The following is a 17,834-nucleotide window of genomic DNA, read 5'->3' on the forward strand; positions in this document are numbered from 1 at the left end:
TTATTTGAACTTATTTAATAAAGATCAGGAATGTCAACAGTAGAAAAATTTGTACCTACAAAAAAGTATAACACAATTGCATATGCGTTGATGGCAGTTGGGTTGATTGCGGCTATTGCACTGTATATATCGACACATGGTGCAGCAGCAAATGAAGAGGAGCTGCACAGAAACCATGCGCGCTTTTGGGCAAGCCTGTTACAAAACAGTGTTTACTTCCTGTTGGTAGTAAACGCAGCCATTTTCTTTATGTGCGCTACCACACTGGCATGGGGCGGATGGCAGATTGGCTTTTCGAGGGTTACGGAAGCTGTCTCTTCAGCAGTACCGGTAATTGGTGTTATCGCGGCCGTGATCTTACTCTCCATCGTTTTCGGCGGAAACCACGTAATCTATCACTGGACCGATACAGAGCATGTAGCACACGACAAAATTCTGAACTTTAAAAAAGGATTTCTGAATAAAGGGTTTTACACTGCAGTTACCCTGGGTACTGTGATCTTCTGGTCTTTCCTGGGTTGGAAGATGCGTCAGCGCTCCCGCAGCCTGGATACGAATCCTCCGGTGACGGTTGAAGCCCGCAAGAAATTTATCTGGGACAACACGGTGATGGCAGCTCTGTACATCGTGGTATTTGCCTTGACCATCATGTCTTCCCTGCCCTGGTTGTGGTTGATGAGTATCGATGCACACTGGTTCAGCACCATGTATAGCTGGTATACCTTCGCAAGCACATTTGTGGCGGGTATTGCATTGATCAGCTTATACGTTGTGTTTCTTAAAAACAACGGGCTGCTGCCTGCGGTAAACAAAGAGCACCTGCACGACTTAGGTAAATTCATGTTCGCGTTCTCTATATTCTGGACGTACCTGTGGTTCTCCCAGTTCATGCTGATCTGGTATAGTAACCAGCCTGAAGAAACTATTTATTTTGTGAACAGGATTGGTAACAGCGTCGTACAAAGTCCGTACGCCGGTATCTTCTGGTTCATGCTGATCATCAACTTCGTAGCACCGATCCTGATCTTTATGAGCCGCGATTCCAAACGTAATTATACTATTGTGACATTTGTAGCGATCCTGATCCTGTTTGGCCATTGGTTAGATTTTTATCAAATGGTGTTCCCGGCTGTATCGCCGGAAAAAGTGCCGTCGATTGCTTTCGACATGGGCATAGCGCTGTTCTTCGTTGGATTGATCATGATGTTGGTGGGCCGCACTTTAAGCAGATACCCGCTGACCGTGCAGAATCACCCGTTTGCAAAAGAGAGCGTTATTCACCACACTTAATAGTGAATCAGTTGAAAAGGGGTTAGCACATTGGATTCATGTTTACCGGCAAGGAGCAAGCTGGATCCGGTGACCCGAGACAATCGACAAAACATTTAGAAAGAAAACAATAACAGAACAATACATCGTATGCATACTTTTTTATTAATAGCGATTTTATTATTGGGATTCATTATCACCTTTCAGATTGCAAGGGCTACTGAATTTGTATCAATAATACAAGGAGAGGAAAGAACAAGAAAGCAATCAAACAGGATCAATGCATTCCTGTTGCTGTTGTTCCTTATTGTTGGTCTTTTTGGTGTGTATTGGGCGCACCACACGCTTGCTGATAAAACCTTAGGGTTTGGCACCTCCGCGTCTGATCATGGTATCAAGGTAGACAAAATGATCAAATACACCCTGATTGCTACAGGTATTGTATTTGTGATCACACAGGTATTATTATTCTGGTATTCTTTCAAATACCAGGAAAGAGAAGATAAAAAAGCGTACTACTTTCCCCACAATAACAAGCTGGAGATGATCTGGACTGTAGTGCCTGCAATCGTACTGACCGTTTTGATCACTTTCGGATTGGTATACTGGTACCAGATCACCGGCGCGGCTCCTGAAAACGCCGCCACTGTGGAGGTAACAGGAAGCCAGTTTAAATGGGAATTCCGCTATCCGGGTAAAGACGGTGTGTTAGGAAAAAAGAACTATAAATTCATTGATGAAGTCAACGACAACTCATTGGGTCTGATCTGGGATGATGCAGCCACGCACGATGATATTGTTTCGGGCGGTCCGTTGCACCTGGTGGTAAATAAGCCGGTAAAATTAATTATCGGCGCCAAGGATGTTATTCACAGCGTGGGTCTTCCTCATTTCCGTTTGAAAATGGATGCAGTACCGGGTACTCCTACTACCTTGTGGTTCACTCCTATCAAGACGACCAAAGAGATGATCAAGGAAACCGGCATGGAAAACTTCGTATACGAGATTGCCTGCGACCAGATGTGCGGAGCGGGTCATACCGGGATGAGAGGAGAGATCATCGTGGAAACACAAGAAGAATATGATCAGTGGATGGCGACACAGAAAGCTAAGTATCAGACGGCTGTGGTAGAAAAAGAAAGTGCACCTGCCGGAGCTGCAGCCGACTCAACCGGGGGCAAAGCTACAGACAGCACTGCAGCCGCTGCCGGCCAACCTGACTCTACGACAAAAAAATAATTTAATATACCTTTAGCTATATATAAAGAGGACATTTTTTATGAGCGATACTTTACATACCCATCAGGAAACAACAAGCCATGGCCATCATGCAGATGATCATCATCATGTGCATGCGCATCACAAAGAGACGTTTATTTCAAAGTATATCTTTAGCATGGATCACAAGATGATCGCAAAGCAGTTCCTCATCACAGGTATTGTTTGGGCGATTATTGGTGGTTTGTTTTCGGTGTTGTTCAGGCTTCAACTGGGTTTTCCGGATGAAACTTTCCCCATCCTTGAAACATTCTTCGGAAGATGGGCAGAAGGCGGAAGGATCAGACCGGAATTTTATTATGCGTTGACTACGATGCACGGTACCGTACTGGTATTCTTCGTATTGACGGCGGGATTGAGCGGAACCTTTGCCAACCTGTTGATTCCACTTCAGGTGGGTGCGAGAGATATGGCTTCTCCCATGATGAACATGCTTTCTTACTGGTTTTTCTTCGGAGGTAGCGTAGTAATGATCGCTTCTCTGTTTATCCAGACAGGACCGGCATCCGGCGGATGGACCATCTATCCTCCACTGAGCGCCTTAGGTCAGGCTTCTGAAGGATCCAAAGCAGGTATGGACTACTGGATCATTGCCATGGCATTATTTATCGTGTCGCAATTATTGGGTGGTTTGAACTATATCTCGACCATTTTAAATATGCGTACCAAAGGTATGAGCATGACGCGGGTGCCGCTGACCATCTGGGCCCTGTTGTTCACCGCTATATTAGGGGTACTTTCATTCCCGGTATTATTATCCGGTGTGGTATTATTATTATTCGATCGCCACCTGGGTACCAGCTTCTACCTGAGTGATATTTATATTGCCGGACAAGCTTTGTCCAATGAAGGCGGTAGCGCGATCCTGTTCCAGCACTTATTCTGGTTCCTGGGTCACCCCGAGGTGTATATCATCATCCTGCCGACGATGGGTCTGGTATCAGAGGTGATGTCCGTGAATGCAAGAAAGCCCATCTTTGGATATATGGCGATGGTATTCTCCATGTTTGCCATCTGTATCCTGGCCTTCCTGGTATGGGCGCACCACATGTTCGTCACGGGATTGAATCCGTTCCTCGGATCGGTGTTCGTACTCCTGACGCTCTTGATCGCGGTACCATCTGCCATCAAGGTGTTTAACTGGTTGACGACCCTGTGGCGCGGAAACATCCGCTTCACTCCGGCCATGTTATTTGCGATCGGTTTTGTGAGCTTATTCATTTCCGGTGGTCTGACCGGTATCTTCTTAGGAAACTCTACGATTGATATTCACCTGCATGATACTATGTTCGTGATCGCTCACTTCCACATTGTGATGGGGGTATCGGCCTTCTTCGGAATGTTCTGCGGTATCTATCACTGGTTCCCTAAGATGTATGGACGATACATGAATAATACCCTGGGATATATTCACTTCTGGGTAACGTTGATCGGAGCCTATCTGATCTTCTGGCCGATGCACTACCAGGGTTTTGCCGGTATGCCGCGGAGGTATCTGGATAAGAGTAGCTGGGTAAGCTTCAGCCAATTCCATGGCTTAGATGCGATGATCACGGTGGTAACCGTACTGGTGTTTGCCGTACAGTTAATGTTCGTGTTCAACTACATTTATTCGATCTATAAAGGCAGAAGGGTAAGATCCATGAACCCGTGGGGTGCGAATACATTAGAGTGGACCACTCCGATTCATCCGGGTCACGGTAACTGGGAAGGAGAAATTCCTGAAGTGCACCGCTGGGCTTACGACTATGGTAAAGACGGCAGGGATTTTATTCCTCAGACTGAACCTATAGGAGAGAAAGAAAGCGCGCATTAGAGAGTAGAACAGTCGATGGTCAATGGCCAATGGTCGATGGACTTTAGCCTATTTACCATGAACAATGAACCATGAACAATTTGAAACAGGAAAGAGCCGGCTTAAAAGATTATATTCAACTTACAAAGCCCTCTTTAAGTATAATGGTGGTGTTCAGCAGTATAATCAGTTATCTGCTGGTGCCCGAAGTGTTGATCGATTGGTGGCGGATTGTTTTGCTCTTTGCAGGTGGGATGTTGGTCACAGGAAGTGCCAATACCATCAATATGGTGGTGGAAAAAGACACAGACGCGCTCATGAAGCGTACGGCTAAAAGGCCGATCGCCAGCGGACGGATCACGGCCGAGCAGGGATGGGGTTTTGCAGTGCTGACGGGAGCGATAGGTGTATTCATCTTAGGCTACTATTTCAACTGGACGGCTGCATTTTTAGCGGCATTCAGCTTGTTCTTATACGCCTTTGTATATACACCTTTAAAAAAGGTCAATTCGATAGCTGTGTTGGTGGGAGCGGTACCCGGAGCGCTGCCTTGCCTGATCGGATGGGTTGCAGGGTTTGTACCGGGTCAGCAGATCGATTGGCTCGGCGGTGCTGTGATGTTCGGCATACAATTTTTATGGCAATTCCCCCATTTTTGGGCGATAGCCTGGGTAGCACATAAAGATTACAGTGAAGCCGGATTCAAGTTACTGCCAAGCGACCAGGGGCCAACTAAGTTTACTGCATTGCAAACGCTGGTCTATTCGCTGTTGCTGGTTCCGATAACGGTAGCGCCGTTTTTTACAGGCATCAGTTCAATAGTAGGAGGGAAAGGAATCGTAGCACTTAGCCTTGTAATATTGGCAAATATTTTTATGATCTGGCGTTGTGCTACGCTATACAGTAAGATGGATGTAAAGAGTGCGAGAAATGTGATGTTTGGCAGCTACATGTACTTACCGGTTATTTTGCTCGCTTTATTGCTGGCAAAGGCGTAGTTGAAGTTGACAGATGAAAGATGACGGTTGACAGGTTGAAAAGAAAATAGCAAGTAGTGAGTAGGGTTCATTGAACATTATTAATTCTATTAATCTTTCAATCCTATAAACCATGGTTCAGACAACTGGTGAAGACCCGATAGCTATCGGATAAATAGGATGACGTATATTCTGTGGTACAAGCGAGCGTGGCAAGACCGCTGATAGTAGCAAACAGATGACTAAATAAAAATAAGATGGACATAGTGAGTAACGAACAACATAAAAGATTACACCCACACAAGTTTACTTTGTGGGTGGCCATTGCCAGCATGGTGATGATGTTTGCGGGGCTGACCAGTGCTTTTATCGTAAAAAGTAATCTGACGGGCTGGAGAACAATCGTGTTGCCTCAGATCTTCTGGGTGTCAACCGGGATCATCTTGGTAAGCAGCTTGACCATGCAAATGGCGATCAAAGCTTTTAAGGGTCGGGAAATGAATCGTTACAGGGCCTTAATGGGCGTAACCTTTGTTTTAGGCCTGGCCTTTGTGATATGTCAGATATTTGGTTTCGGAGAGTTGTGGGATCAGAATATCAGGTTCAAAGGTTCTTCCGGAGCAGGTCAGTTCTTTTACGCAATTGCGGGCCTGCACGCCTTACACGTGATTGGTGGTATAGTAGCCCTGACGGTAATGGTGATCAGATCTTTGGCCGGAAAGGTGAAGCTTTACAGTGCAGTACCGGTCGAAGTGATGGGCATGTACTGGCATTTTGTAGACCTTTTGTGGTTGTATTTATTAATATTTTTTATAATTGTCGGATAAAATTTTTTCAAAGGAATGGCACACGAAGCAACAGTAAACACACATCGTACTAAATGGTGGAGCGGCGGTAAAAGTCCGTTTAATATAGAGTACGGAAAAGTGATGATGTGGTATTTTTTAATGAGCGATGCTTTCACTTTTGGCGCGTTCCTTATTTCTTACGGCACCATCAGGTTCAGCCAGAACTTCTGGCCCGATCCTAACGTGGTGTTCAACGCCTTACCAGGTGCGGGACACGCCAACCTGCCATTGGTGTTCGTTAGTATCATGACCTTTATCCTGATCATCAGCTCCGTAACAATGGTACTGGCGGTGCATGCAGGTCATAACAGGAACAAAGCTGAAGTGCAGAAATGGTTGTTATGGACCATTGTGGGTGGTATTGCATTCCTGAGCTGTCAGGCATTAGAGTGGCATCACCTGCTGACTTCGACCCATGCTACATTGGTAGACGGAAAGATCGAACTGCTGGCTCAAACCACTAAGCATAATCCATGGGGTCAACTTGTTCACGGACCTGAAGTAGCAGCTGCCTTTCAAAATTCTTCTGTCAACACGCTGGCGACATTGGTAAGCGAACACCATTTATCTACGGCCTCTCATGCAGAGCTGCTGAAAATGCCTAAAGATCAATTAGTGCAATTGCTGAACGGTGCGGAAATTCATGTTCGGGAGAAAGGGCCCGTGGCTTTCGGAGGCTTCTTCTACGGGATCACCGGTTTCCACGGTTTCCACGTATTCAGCGGGGTAGTGATCAATATCGTGATGCTACTGATGACAAGGGCCAATGTATTTGAAAACAAAGGACACTACCTGATGATCGAAAAAGCAGGTCTCTACTGGCACTTTGTTGATCTCGTTTGGGTATTTGTATTCCTGTGTTTCTATCTGATATAACCAACAGGCTCTTCATGGAGCTGAAAGAATTGCCAAAGGCAAAAAACAGAATTTAGTATTTAATATTTAGCTTATAATATGAGTAGTCATTACGATCCTACAAAAGATATTTCTCCATCAGCCGCGTATCCGGAGGTAAGTGTACATCACCATCATTCTGACGATGCAACATTCAAAAAGAAGGTGAAGAAGACCACTATTCTTTTATCTGTCATCACGATCATCGAGTTGGCGATCGGGTTTTTAATTTACTTTTTACACAAAGGAGAGCCCCCATATTTCTTTATATTGTTACTGAAGGGAATCGTGTGTATCCTGACCCTGGCGAAAGCCTATTACATCGTGTCCGTGTTCATGCACCTGGGCGATGAGATACGCAACTTCATTATGACGATCGTAGTTCCGCTGTCTTTATTCATCTGGTTCATCATCGCCTTCCTGGCGGATGGACAGTCTTATAAAAATCTACGTAACAGATACGACAAACATTTCCAGGAAACAACGACGCCTGCACCTCATGCAGCTCCCGCTGCAACAGATCCAGCAAAAGGAGAGGGGCACTAGTCATTTTCTGCAAGAATAATATTCCAACGGCCCGGGTGATCACCCGGGCCGTTACTTTTTGATATATGTCAAAAGAAGGAATGTAACGTGTCGTTATTTTCGATGGCATGAACCAACCGTCTAATAGTACCGAAAAGCTGGCTTTAGCTGCCGCTGTCTTTTGCTTTCTTTATGTCGCCTTTATGGCGGTATGCTTCCATTATCAGATCGATATCGGCGTATTAGGCGGGGCAATTGTCGAGCTCGTCACCATTCCCTCGATGGTGACAACGGTCGTTGTGCTGCTATACACGTTATACCAGATGCTTATCAGGCGCAGGGTAAATATCCGTCTTATCGCCGCAGGCTTTCTGACTGCAGCGATAGTTGTTTCAGTAATAATAGCCTTTTAGACTACCGGAGTCGGGGGCGCCGCCGGTGGTTCCTGCTTCCCGGTTGTTTTCATTTGTATCAGGTCTACCAGGAAAGAGAATCCCATGGCAAAGTAGATATAACCTTTCGGAATTTTTACTTCAAACCCTTCAGCCAGCAATGCCACACCAATTAACATGAGGAAACAAAGCGCCAGTACTTTGAAAGAAGGATGCCGGCTGATGAAGCTGCTGATTGGCTTGGAGGCCAGCAGCATGATGATCACCGTCACGACCACTGCGGTATACATGATCCACAACTCCTGCACCATCCCAACTGCGGTGATGATCGAATCGATAGAAAACACCAGGTCCAGCACAATGATCTCCGATAATAGTTTCCGGAAACTGCTCGTCTTGATGTTTGTAGGTTTATTAGGATTAGGAGCCTCTGTTTTGTGGTAAATCTCCTTGGTACTTTTGTACAATAAAAAGAGGCCGCCTACAATGAGGATCAACTCCTTGCCCGTGAAAGACATGCCGAACAGGTTGAATAACTCCTGGTCCAGCTTCAGGATCCAGGAAATAATGGCCAGCAATATCAGCCGCATCACCATCGCCAACCCAATACCCCAGATCCGCAGTTTATTACGTTGGTTTTCCGGCAGCTTATCAGCCAGGATCGAAATAAAAATGATATTGTCAATACCTAATACAACTTCCAGCGCAATCAGCGTCAACAGCGGGATAATAGATTCTGCCATGTAATCGTTTTTTTAAATCAAAGGTTAGAGGCTCATAAAGTCTAAGTTTTCAATCAATTCCTCTTTTTTTAATAAATGGATTTTCATGCCAAGTTTTTCAGCGTTGGGAAAATTCGTATAGGTGTCATCGATAAACAAAGTTTCTTCCGCACTAATTCCCGCGTCTTTGATGATATACTCGAATGCTTCTACCTGGGGCTTTCTCACGCCGATCTGATGAGAGTAATACGCTTTAGTAAAAAAATCGTCCAGCTCCTGATAATCCGTAGTTTCCATGAGCTGTGCTGTAAAATGTTCATAATGTATTTGATTGGTGTTGCTAAGGAGGAACAGGTTGAAATTCTTTTTTAACTCCACCAGGAGGTTCAAGCTCGGCTTCCGGAACCCCAGCAGCAAGGCATTCCAGGCGTCTTTGATCTGCTTCTCGTTCACCGGTTGCGGAGCCATCTCCTGGATGCGCTTGTAAAAAGCGGCCGGGGTCACCCTCCCTGTTTCCAGGTGCTGGAAGAGCGGGTCCGCGGTATACTGGGAAAACTGGTCTTCAAAGTTGTCGAAGCCTAGCGCTTCAAACGCTGCAAATGTCTTAGTAAAGTCCAGGTCATAAAGCACTCCGCCAAAGTCAAAGAGAATATTTTTTATCATAGATAACGAAGATAAAGCCTTAATCGATTGGGCTAACAACCTAATGCTTAACAAAAAAATAACATTGATAAATTTTATCAGCGAGTACCTAAATAACAAGCGAAAAGGTTTAGTTAAGTGTATATGCATGAATTTTATATGTGATATTTTTCGGGTATAAAAAATCGATTTTGCATTTTTATAACAAATTTTTAGGATTTTAAATGTTGCGTTAATATATTTGTCCGGACAAGCCTATTTTTAATAAACATTAAAAAAAATCTAAACCTATTGCTTATGACGACAAAATGTTCCCGTTTCAGGGAATGCCTTAAGCTATTTTCCTGGAGTTTCCTTTTTCTGATTTTTTGTTCTACATACTCCTGGGGTCAGTCAGACACCAGCGGAATGGTGTCCGGTTCTGTTATAGACGAGCAGGGCCGCCCGATCGAAGGTGCAACCGTGCACATCCTGAATTCGAGTGTCGCGGTTCAGACAAAAGAAGACGGGTCCTTTTCTATCCGTGCGAAAAAAGGTGATCAGATCGAATTTTCTTACATAGGCCGGGCCACCAAGGTTCAGGCCTACAACAACGAGCCCAGCCTGAGCGTGGTACTGTTCACAGACGATGCCTCCAGTATGGAAGAAGTCGTAACCACCGGTTATCAGAACGTACGCAAAAAGCTTTTTGCCGGTTCGAGCTCAACCCTGGCTGCCAAAGAAGTAGAGAGAGCCGGATTGCCCGACATCTCCAGAATGCTGGAAGGCCAGTTCGCCGGTGTGTCTTTACAAAATGTGTCGGGCACCTTCGGAGCCGCGCCCAAACTGCGTATCCGCGGTGCCACTTCCTTATCCGGAGACAATAAACCACTTTGGGTGATCGATGGGGTGATCGTGGAAGACGTGGTGAATATTTCCAACGAAGCCTTATCCACGGGTGATATGAACACGCTGCTCGGATCCTCTGTAGCCGGTGTGAATCCCGCCGATATTGAGGACATCACGATCCTCCGCGATGCCGCTGCCACAGCGCTCTACGGTGCCCGCGCCATGAACGGCGTGGTAGTAGTGACCACTAAAAAAGGACGGCAGGGTACCAAACCCATGGTCAATTATACCGGAAACTATTCCATGTATATAAAGCCCAGCTATGCCGACTTTGACATATTGAACTCCGCTGATCAGATGTCCATCACGATGGAAATGATCAATAAAGGCTATTTCCAGATGCCTTCCACCGTAAGCGGTGCCAATGCGGGGATCGTCAACAAGATGTACCAGCTGATCAACCTGTACGACTCTACCAATGGCGCTTACGGACTGCGCAACGACGCTGCCAGCAGGAATGCTTTCTTACAGCGTTATGCAAATGCCAATACAGATTGGTTCGATATCATATTTAAAAACTCATTGGTTCAGGAACATTCCGTAAGCGTTTCAAGCGGTACGGACAGATTTCAAACCTATGCATCAACTTCTTATCTGAAAGATAACGGGCAAACCATCGGTAACAGCGTAGAACGTTTCACAGGAAATTTCCGGATGAACTTCAAAATGAGCGACAAGATCCGTGGGGAGATCCTCTCTTCCGGATCGGTACGGAACCAGAGAGCGCCGGGCACTGAACTCCGCGTGTCTGAACCGGTGTACGGATCCTACATCAGAGGTTTCGACATCAACCCGTACAACTTCGTACTGAATACCAGCCGGATGATCACCCCGTACGATGAGAACGGGAATCTTGAATATTTCACTAACAATTTCGCTCCTTTCAATATCATCAATGAGCTCAATTCGAACTACATGAAAATGGGCTTGGTGGATTTCAAGGTGCAGGGTAGTGTTAAATACAAGATCATCCCGCAATTGGAATATACGGCTACCGGTGCTTACCGTTATGTAAAATCAGAGCAACAAACATATATATTGGAGAGCTCTAATAAGGCGCAGGCCTACAGAGCTGCTTATGATGCCACCACGATCGGCAGCAACGAAAATCTGTATAGCAACCCGGATTTCCCGAATTCCCTGCCCGTCGTTATCCTTCCTGAAGGTGGATTTTATAATATATCAGCAGACAATCTGAAATACTATTACCTCAGGCAAGACCTGGAATTTAACCGCACATTCAATGTAGACCATGCCGTAAGCGCTTTTGCTTCTATGGAAGCCCGCAGTACGGAAAGGCAGACGGAATACTTTGATGGTGTAGGCTATCAATTCGAAAACGGTGGTCTGGCCAATCCCTACTACCTGTATTTCAAGCGTGCGTCTGAACAGGGCCGTCCTTATTTTGGTATGCGTCCCGGTATTGACAGGTTCCTGGCGTATATGGCCACCGCAACCTACGGCTATAAAAACAAGTATGTATTTACGCCCACTTTCCGGTATGATGGTTCTAACAAAATGGGTATGGACAGAACCGCGAGATGGCTACCCACCTGGAACGTCGCAGCCAAATGGAATATCAACCAGGAAAGCTTCTGGCCGGAAAATGAGATTTTGTCCAACGCTGTGTTGAGAGGATCTTATGGCTTGACTGCAAACATCGGCTCTGCCACCAATTCAGCAGCCACGTTCTACAACCAGATCGCAAGAAGACCTTATATCAACGACCAGGAAACCCTGACCTACATTTCAGACCTGGAAAATTCTGAACTGACCTGGGAAAAATCTAAGGACTTGAACATCGGGGTGGACCTGGGCTTTTTTAAGAATCGCATCAACATGCAGGTAGATTACTATACCCGCAGGATGCACGACCTGATCGGCAGCATTGAAACCTCGGGCATCGGCGGCCAGGCAACCAAGACCGGTAACTACGGTACTATGTTTGGTCACGGTCTCGAAATAACTTTATCGGCAAGAGTCGTGTCTACCGAAGACTTTGACTGGAACTCAAGGTTCAACTATTCCTTTAATAAAAATGAGATCCGGTACCTGGAAACCACGCCCAGTATCTGGAATGGTGTATCGCAGGAAGGAGGCGCTGTTAGAGGGTATCCGCAGAGAGCGCTGTTTTCCGTTGAGTTTGCCGGTCTGGATCACAACTTTGGCTATCCCAAATTCATCGGCATCGGTGAAGACAGACCCGTAACCACGCAGATCAATTTGCAGGACGACGAGTTTCTCAACCTGGTGTACGAAGGCCCTGTTGATCCGATTACCACGGGCGGTTTCTATAACTCTTTCCGATACAGGAGTTTCACGCTATCGGGGCTGATCAAATTTGCCGCCGGTAACAAGCTGCGTTTAGCGCCGCGCATTTCAGCAGGATATTCTGACATGGCTTCTATGACCCAGGATATGCTCAACCGGTGGGTGATGCCAGGTGATGAAACCAGAACATCTATCCCCGCGATTATCGACGAGGTTACTGCTATCCAGATTGTAAATGCTTCAGGCAGCCAGGTGAGCGCGGTGTATCCTTACAACCTGTATAACTATTCAACAGAGCGTGTAGCAGACGGCGATTATATCAAATTGTCCAATATCTCCTTGAGTTATCTGTTACCCAGACGAATCAGTGAAAAATTAAAAATGACTTCCTCTTCCCTGTCATTAGTCGCCAATAACATTTGGGTGATCTATGCAGATGAGCGTTTAAACGGCCAGGATCCGGAGTTCTTCGCTTCGGGTGGTGTGGCGCTCCCTTCTGCACGCCAGGTAACCTTATCACTGAAACTAGGATTCTAAAACTCTATACAATATGTGTATGAAAAATAATAGAACATTATTACTGATCACTTCAACGATGCTGGTAATGCTGGCATCGTGTAAAAGATATCTCGACGTCAATCCTGACAACCGGACGGCTATTAATACGGTAGAAAAAGTGGCCCAGTTGGTAGGTACTGCCTACCCGCAACGCGATTATCTCACTTTCACAGAAGCCGCTTCTGACAACTCTGAAGATAAAGGCCCCGGCGTGGGAAGTGTCAATGACCTGATCACGAATTATTATACCTGGCTGGACGTAGTAGGCGACGAAACCAACAGCGCTGAGGCTTACTGGAACGGATGTTACCAGGCTATCGCTGCAGCCAACCAGGCGTTGGAAGCGATTGAAGAAAACGACTTTGGTGATGCGGTGCTGCCCTACAAAGGCGAAGCGCTTGTCTGCCGTGCCTACGCCCATCACATGCTCGCCATCTTTTTTGCAACGGCGTATGAGATCGGCGGAGCCAACAACGCTCCGGGTATTCCTTATGTTACGAAGCCCGAAACGGTGTTACAAGGTACTTACACGCGCGGTACGGTGCAGTCGACCTATGATAATATACAGGCAGATCTTGAAGAAGGCATTAAGCTGTTGAGTGCTTCGGCTTATAAGATCCCCAAGTATCATTTCACGCCCGCAGCCGCCCATGCTTTTGCCTCCCGCTTTTACTTATTCAAAGGTGAGTGGCAAAAAGTGATCGACCATGCCAACAAAACGGTGCCTTCAGGAGACTGGGTAAGCAATATGCGCGACATCGCCGGCACGATGAAGAACTGGAGCATCGCTGAGTTCAATACCAACTTCACTAAAAGCGATGTGAAGGCCACCTTACTGATGGCCAGCGCCTACTCCGGCTACCAGCGGATATATACCACACCTCGCTATGGATATGGTGCCAAGCTGGTAGAAATGTTTACAGCGCCCAATGTTACCGGCAAGATCGTTCAGAACAAAGTGTTGAACTATGGTCTGCCTCACTACACCACGTATAAATGGAGAGAGTACTTTTATTACGCCACGGCAAGCACCGGCTTTCCTTATCTCCCTTCCATTATGCTGACAGTAGATGAAACATTGATGAACAGGGCCGAGGCCTATGCAGAGTTAGATCAATATCAGAATGCTTTAAATGATATCAATGATTTCTATCGCGTTCGTGTATCCGGGTATAACCCGTCCACTGATGCCGTAACTCCTGCGAAGATCATGGCTTTCTTCTCGATTTCGGATACCAAAGAGGGCATTATCAAAACGATCCTGACCGCCAAGAAAGCAGAGTTCCTGCAGGAAGGCCTTCGCTGGATCGACCTGGTACGCCGTCATTTGCCGGTTACTAAAAATCTTTATTCTCCCATCGGAGAAGAGAGCACTATCACTTTGGAGCCGGGAGATCCACGGAGAATTTTCCAGATACCCTTGCAGGTGGTTCAGGCAGGTATAGAACAAAATCAGAGATAACATTAAAACCGAAAACAAATGACCTATAATAAAATAATTTTTAAATGTTTGGTGTGCTTCACGCTCGTCGCGCTTATGGCTTCCTGCCGTAAAGAAGACTTCACGCCGATCGATATTAACAGTTTAAACCCTGACGATCCGATCCTTAACGCAGAGCTGGATCAGTGGATCAAGGAAACCTTCCTGGACCCGTACAATGTAGATGTGATCTATCGCTACAACCGGTACAACCACGAGGCAGACCGCAACGTGGCGCCGCCGCGTCCCGAAACGGTAAGGCCCATGATGGAAACAGTCCTGAAAGGTTACGTGTGGCCTTACAAAAAAATTGCGGGAGACAATTTTGTAAAAAGAACCATCCCCAAACAATGGGTGCTTTACGGATCTACGTCCTACGATGCATCCAATGTAGGCTATGCAGGGACCGCCTCCGGTGGTGTCAGGGTCAACCTGTTTGGTCTCAACAGCTTCTCCAACACTCCTTCTTTTGTAACCGGAAGATTAGGAGTGATACACCACGAGTTTACGCATATTCTCAACCAGCTTGTGGTAATGCCTACAGATTTTCCGCTGATCACGGCGTCTACCTACAATGGTGCCTGGCAGTCAACACCTGCCGACTCGGCGCATAAATGGGGCTATGTTTCTTCTTATGCCAGCCAGAACGCTATGGAAGATTATGCAGAAACCAATACGGCCCTTTTGGTAAAGGGACAGTCCTGGTTTGACAACTGGGTAAGAACAACCGGCTCCGCGACGGGGTCAGCAGCGCTGCGTGCGAAGGAACAGAATGTGGTGGGATATTTCAACGCTTCGCTCAATATTGACTACCGCGCATTGCAAAAGGAGATCCAGTATTATATCAAGGATTCGTTGAAGGATAACTCCGTGACCTTCCCTTACTGGATGAACCAGGGGTTATACAAAACGATGACCATTAACCTCAATGACGGTCTTTATAATACTTATGGTATTTCTCCCGATTTCGCGGAAGCCTATCGCACATTCGCTGCTGCCGTGCTGGCTCTGAACAGTACTGCAAAGTATACGGTAGATTATATCCAATTGAGATTTGATACACCCACTTCCCTGGTAGTGCGCGCAGCCTTTACGGCGACAGGCGGCTCCTCGGCAGGCACCCAATACTTCGGCGATTACAGCTTTAGTATGGCGATTAACTCAAACACCGGCGAAACAACTTTTACCAAGATTGCCCAGGGCACCGGTACCACATTTAACAATGGTAACCTGTTCCTGGCCACTTTCACTACCACGATACAGGATTACCTGACATCCGGGACTTTCGTGGCAGACTGGATACCGGTAAACACACCGGCCTCCATGTTTACGAAAACTGCCGGCTTCACCCTGAAGACAGGTCCCACCAGTTATATATGGGGTAGCCTCGGGTTATAAATAGCGTAGTAGTTGTATAAAATATAATCGCAGCGAAAGCTGTATTAAATACTTACGAATGAAAAAGATACTATATACTCTCCTTTTTACAATGGTAGTTTTTCTCATGCATAGTTGTAAAAAGCAATCATATGTGGCAAAGTTTGACGAAACACCGCAGGAAAGAATATCAGAGCAGATTGCTTTGGTTAAAACAACCCTGACCAGCGCACCTGATGGTTGGGTGGGTGTGATGCCCACAGGCCTTGGCGGCGGCTATGGCTTTTATATGACGTTTGATGAAAACCAGGTAGTGACCATGTATGCCGATCTAAATGACAGCACGTCGAGCAAAGTGCGTCAGTCTCAATATCGTATCAGGCAGGACATGGGAACGGCCCTTACTTTTGACACCTACACCTATATTACCCTGTTGAACGACCCAACTCCTTCTGTCTTTGGTGGTAATATCCGGGAAGGGTTCAGAAGTGATATAGATTTCATCTTTGATTATGCAACCAGCGACAGCATTGTTTTTATCGGTAAAAGATACCGGCAGAAGCTGGCGCTCGCCAGAGCGACGGCTGCGCAAAAAGCGCAGTACACCACGGGCGGATACCTGGCACAAATCAATGCCTTCAAAAAGTTTTTTTCCGACAATCCGAATGCTTATATCGAAATGGATAACGGTGCTCAGAAAGTGGCGCTGGAACAAAACAGCTCTAACAATCTCTCTGCCGGTAAACGCGTCACAATTACCGCAATTAAAACCGACGGATCAGTTGTATCTGCCGTAGGAAAGTTTGCCTACACCGTAGACCAGATGGCACTTCTGGACAGCGGCATTCGTTTTAACGGCGTTCAGTTCACCAAACTGGAGCTGAAGAATGAAAGTACGTTAGCATTGTATGATGCTTCCGGCAAAGAATATCTCGTAAAAAACAATCCGACGCCGTTACTACCATTGTATAAATTATGGGGCAGTAAGTACACCGGAATGTTCTCTAACTTTAAAACGATCTATCCCGGAACATCACCGGCCGGTGCGGAGATCCTCAATTTCTTCCATTACAACCTGGACAACAGGTATACGGGTTATGTCTTCAATTTCGGTTCGATTTCGATGGATTGGAATATCATCAACAAAAGACTTACGCTGAACGGATTCTCCAGCCAGAACGGTGGATCCAGCGGATGGACGACATCTATTGTTTACAAATATGAAGTGAGTGAAACAGGTGAGTATGACTTCACCCACGAGAGCGGACCCAGCGGTGGTTATGTAAGTTCTATACTAACACAGCTGGACACGTTTATCAGGAACAACAACATTGTTTTTGATTATTACGTCGACGGCACAACGGTATACGCCAAAATGAGCAGCGTAACCAATCCTTCGATTGTCATGACGTTTGTATTAAGATAGCAGACGCTTTTTTTGGGAAAGGGCCGCCTAAGCGGCCCTTTTTTTTATGCGCATATAAACCTCAGAGCTGACCGTCTTTGCAGAGAATTATCAGGCGACAAGCGCTATCTTAAAGTATTGCATATGGCCTTCTTCAAATGAACACCTTTGATACCTCGCTTGACAAGGCGGAAGACCAACGCGCAATCGTTTTCAAGATCGATTTGAATACTTTTGGTTTTTTCAAGTAAGAGAGGCCATCCTTTTTGTAAATATGTCTGATAAAAATTGTAGGCCCTTAACAAGGCTTTTTGGATTTAAGAACGGAAACTTCTAATTTTGCCGTCGATAACCGAAATATCTGTATTTAGAACAATCAGCTATCTGTATTATACACCAGGTTACTTGACTACCGAGACTATGATGCGATTTATATTAAGTAACAGGCAGTAGAACCGCTATATAGTATCTAATACATCATCAGGTTGCAGAATATAAGCCCTCATGTAGGAT

General features: G+C 46.0%; 14 protein-coding genes. 12 read left to right on the forward strand and 2 right to left on the reverse strand.

Features of this window, described 5'->3' with window-relative positions:
• The first annotated feature begins 30 nt into the window (after positions 1 to 30).
• The 8 genes from ACU37H_RS11345 (at position 31) to ACU37H_RS11380 (ending at position 7,999) form a co-directional block, all read left to right on the forward strand.
• Entirely contained in the window at positions 31 to 1,290 is a 1,260-nt protein-coding gene (locus ACU37H_RS11345; RefSeq protein WP_472701392.1) for a quinol:cytochrome C oxidoreductase, read from the forward strand.
• A gap of 129 nt (positions 1,291 to 1,419) precedes the next feature.
• On the forward strand, positions 1,420 to 2,508 hold the full coding sequence (locus ACU37H_RS11350; protein ID WP_472701391.1) for a cytochrome c oxidase subunit II: 1,089 nt from the start codon (positions 1,420 to 1,422) through the stop codon (positions 2,506 to 2,508).
• Between the two features lie 40 nt (positions 2,509 to 2,548).
• Positions 2,549 to 4,363 (forward strand): cytochrome c oxidase subunit I, encoded by a 1,815-nt coding sequence (locus ACU37H_RS11355; protein WP_472701390.1) that lies wholly within the window; start codon positions 2,549 to 2,551, stop codon positions 4,361 to 4,363.
• Between the two features lie 71 nt (positions 4,364 to 4,434).
• Positions 4,435 to 5,340 carry a heme o synthase gene (cyoE, locus tag ACU37H_RS11360; protein WP_472701389.1) on the forward strand — a complete coding sequence of 302 codons (906 nt, stop codon included), beginning with the start codon at positions 4,435 to 4,437 and terminating at the stop codon, positions 5,338 to 5,340.
• A 236-nt stretch (positions 5,341 to 5,576) separates the two neighbouring features.
• Complete coding sequence (locus tag ACU37H_RS11365; protein WP_472701388.1) at positions 5,577 to 6,146, forward strand: cytochrome c oxidase subunit 3; 570 nt, start codon at positions 5,577 to 5,579, stop codon at positions 6,144 to 6,146.
• 15 nt (positions 6,147 to 6,161) lie between these two features.
• Positions 6,162 to 7,043, forward strand: coding sequence for a cytochrome c oxidase subunit 3 (locus ACU37H_RS11370; RefSeq protein WP_472701387.1), 882 nt, complete (start codon positions 6,162 to 6,164; stop codon positions 7,041 to 7,043).
• A 78-nt stretch (positions 7,044 to 7,121) separates the two neighbouring features.
• A complete protein-coding gene (locus ACU37H_RS11375; protein WP_472701386.1) occupies positions 7,122 to 7,607 on the forward strand; it encodes a cytochrome C oxidase subunit IV family protein in 486 nt (161 codons plus the stop codon).
• A gap of 107 nt (positions 7,608 to 7,714) precedes the next feature.
• The gene (locus ACU37H_RS11380) at positions 7,715 to 7,999 is read left to right on the forward strand and encodes a hypothetical protein (protein WP_472701385.1); all 285 of its coding nucleotides are present in this window, start codon (positions 7,715 to 7,717) and stop codon (positions 7,997 to 7,999) included.
• On the opposite strand, the gene ACU37H_RS11385 is transcribed toward ACU37H_RS11380, so the two are convergent.
• Positions 7,996 to 8,721, reverse strand: a complete 726-nt coding sequence (locus tag ACU37H_RS11385) for a TerC family protein (protein ID WP_472701384.1) — start codon at positions 8,719 to 8,721, stop codon at positions 7,996 to 7,998. The genes ACU37H_RS11380 and ACU37H_RS11385 overlap by 4 nt on opposite strands.
• 24 nt (positions 8,722 to 8,745) lie before the next feature.
• Complete coding sequence (locus ACU37H_RS11390) at positions 8,746 to 9,363, reverse strand: HAD family hydrolase (RefSeq protein WP_472701383.1); 618 nt, start codon at positions 9,361 to 9,363, stop codon at positions 8,746 to 8,748.
• Between the two features lie 276 nt (positions 9,364 to 9,639).
• On the opposite strand from ACU37H_RS11390, the gene ACU37H_RS11395 reads away from it, so the two are divergent.
• From ACU37H_RS11395 to ACU37H_RS11410, 4 genes are read left to right on the forward strand one after another with little or no spacing between them, the layout of a single operon-like run.
• The gene (locus ACU37H_RS11395; protein ID WP_472701382.1) at positions 9,640 to 13,038 is read left to right on the forward strand and encodes a SusC/RagA family TonB-linked outer membrane protein; all 3,399 of its coding nucleotides are present in this window, start codon (positions 9,640 to 9,642) and stop codon (positions 13,036 to 13,038) included.
• Between the two features lie 19 nt (positions 13,039 to 13,057).
• Complete coding sequence (locus ACU37H_RS11400) at positions 13,058 to 14,521, forward strand: RagB/SusD family nutrient uptake outer membrane protein (RefSeq protein WP_472701381.1); 1,464 nt, start codon at positions 13,058 to 13,060, stop codon at positions 14,519 to 14,521.
• An 18-nt stretch (positions 14,522 to 14,539) separates the two neighbouring features.
• Positions 14,540 to 15,937: a substrate import-associated zinc metallohydrolase lipoprotein gene (locus tag ACU37H_RS11405; RefSeq protein ID WP_472701380.1), complete on the forward strand. Its 1,398-nt coding sequence runs from the start codon at positions 14,540 to 14,542 to the stop codon at positions 15,935 to 15,937.
• Positions 15,938 to 15,995: 58 nt separating this feature from the next.
• Positions 15,996 to 17,342: a DUF4302 domain-containing protein gene (locus ACU37H_RS11410; RefSeq protein WP_472701379.1), complete on the forward strand. Its 1,347-nt coding sequence runs from the start codon at positions 15,996 to 15,998 to the stop codon at positions 17,340 to 17,342.
• Positions 17,343 to 17,834 lie beyond the last annotated feature (492 nt).

This window comes from Niabella sp. ZPM-14 (assembly GCF_055693045.2).

Coding starts and splice junctions, on each gene's coding strand:
- ACU37H_RS11345 (WP_472701392.1), top strand. CDS start 31: ATGTCAACAGTAGAAAAATTTGTACCTACAAAAAAGTATAACACAATT.
- ACU37H_RS11350 (WP_472701391.1), top strand. CDS start 1,420: ATGCATACTTTTTTATTAATAGCGATTTTATTATTGGGATTCATTATC.
- ACU37H_RS11355 (WP_472701390.1), top strand. CDS start 2,549: ATGAGCGATACTTTACATACCCATCAGGAAACAACAAGCCATGGCCAT.
- cyoE (WP_472701389.1), top strand. CDS start 4,435: ATGAACAATTTGAAACAGGAAAGAGCCGGCTTAAAAGATTATATTCAA.
- ACU37H_RS11365 (WP_472701388.1), top strand. CDS start 5,577: ATGGACATAGTGAGTAACGAACAACATAAAAGATTACACCCACACAAG.
- ACU37H_RS11370 (WP_472701387.1), top strand. CDS start 6,162: ATGGCACACGAAGCAACAGTAAACACACATCGTACTAAATGGTGGAGC.
- ACU37H_RS11375 (WP_472701386.1), top strand. CDS start 7,122: ATGAGTAGTCATTACGATCCTACAAAAGATATTTCTCCATCAGCCGCG.
- ACU37H_RS11380 (WP_472701385.1), top strand. CDS start 7,715: ATGAACCAACCGTCTAATAGTACCGAAAAGCTGGCTTTAGCTGCCGCT.
- ACU37H_RS11385 (WP_472701384.1), bottom strand. CDS start 8,721: ATGGCAGAATCTATTATCCCGCTGTTGACGCTGATTGCGCTGGAAGTT.
- ACU37H_RS11390 (WP_472701383.1), bottom strand. CDS start 9,363: ATGATAAAAAATATTCTCTTTGACTTTGGCGGAGTGCTTTATGACCTG.
- ACU37H_RS11395 (WP_472701382.1), top strand. CDS start 9,640: ATGACGACAAAATGTTCCCGTTTCAGGGAATGCCTTAAGCTATTTTCC.
- ACU37H_RS11400 (WP_472701381.1), top strand. CDS start 13,058: ATGAAAAATAATAGAACATTATTACTGATCACTTCAACGATGCTGGTA.
- ACU37H_RS11405 (WP_472701380.1), top strand. CDS start 14,540: ATGACCTATAATAAAATAATTTTTAAATGTTTGGTGTGCTTCACGCTC.
- ACU37H_RS11410 (WP_472701379.1), top strand. CDS start 15,996: ATGAAAAAGATACTATATACTCTCCTTTTTACAATGGTAGTTTTTCTC.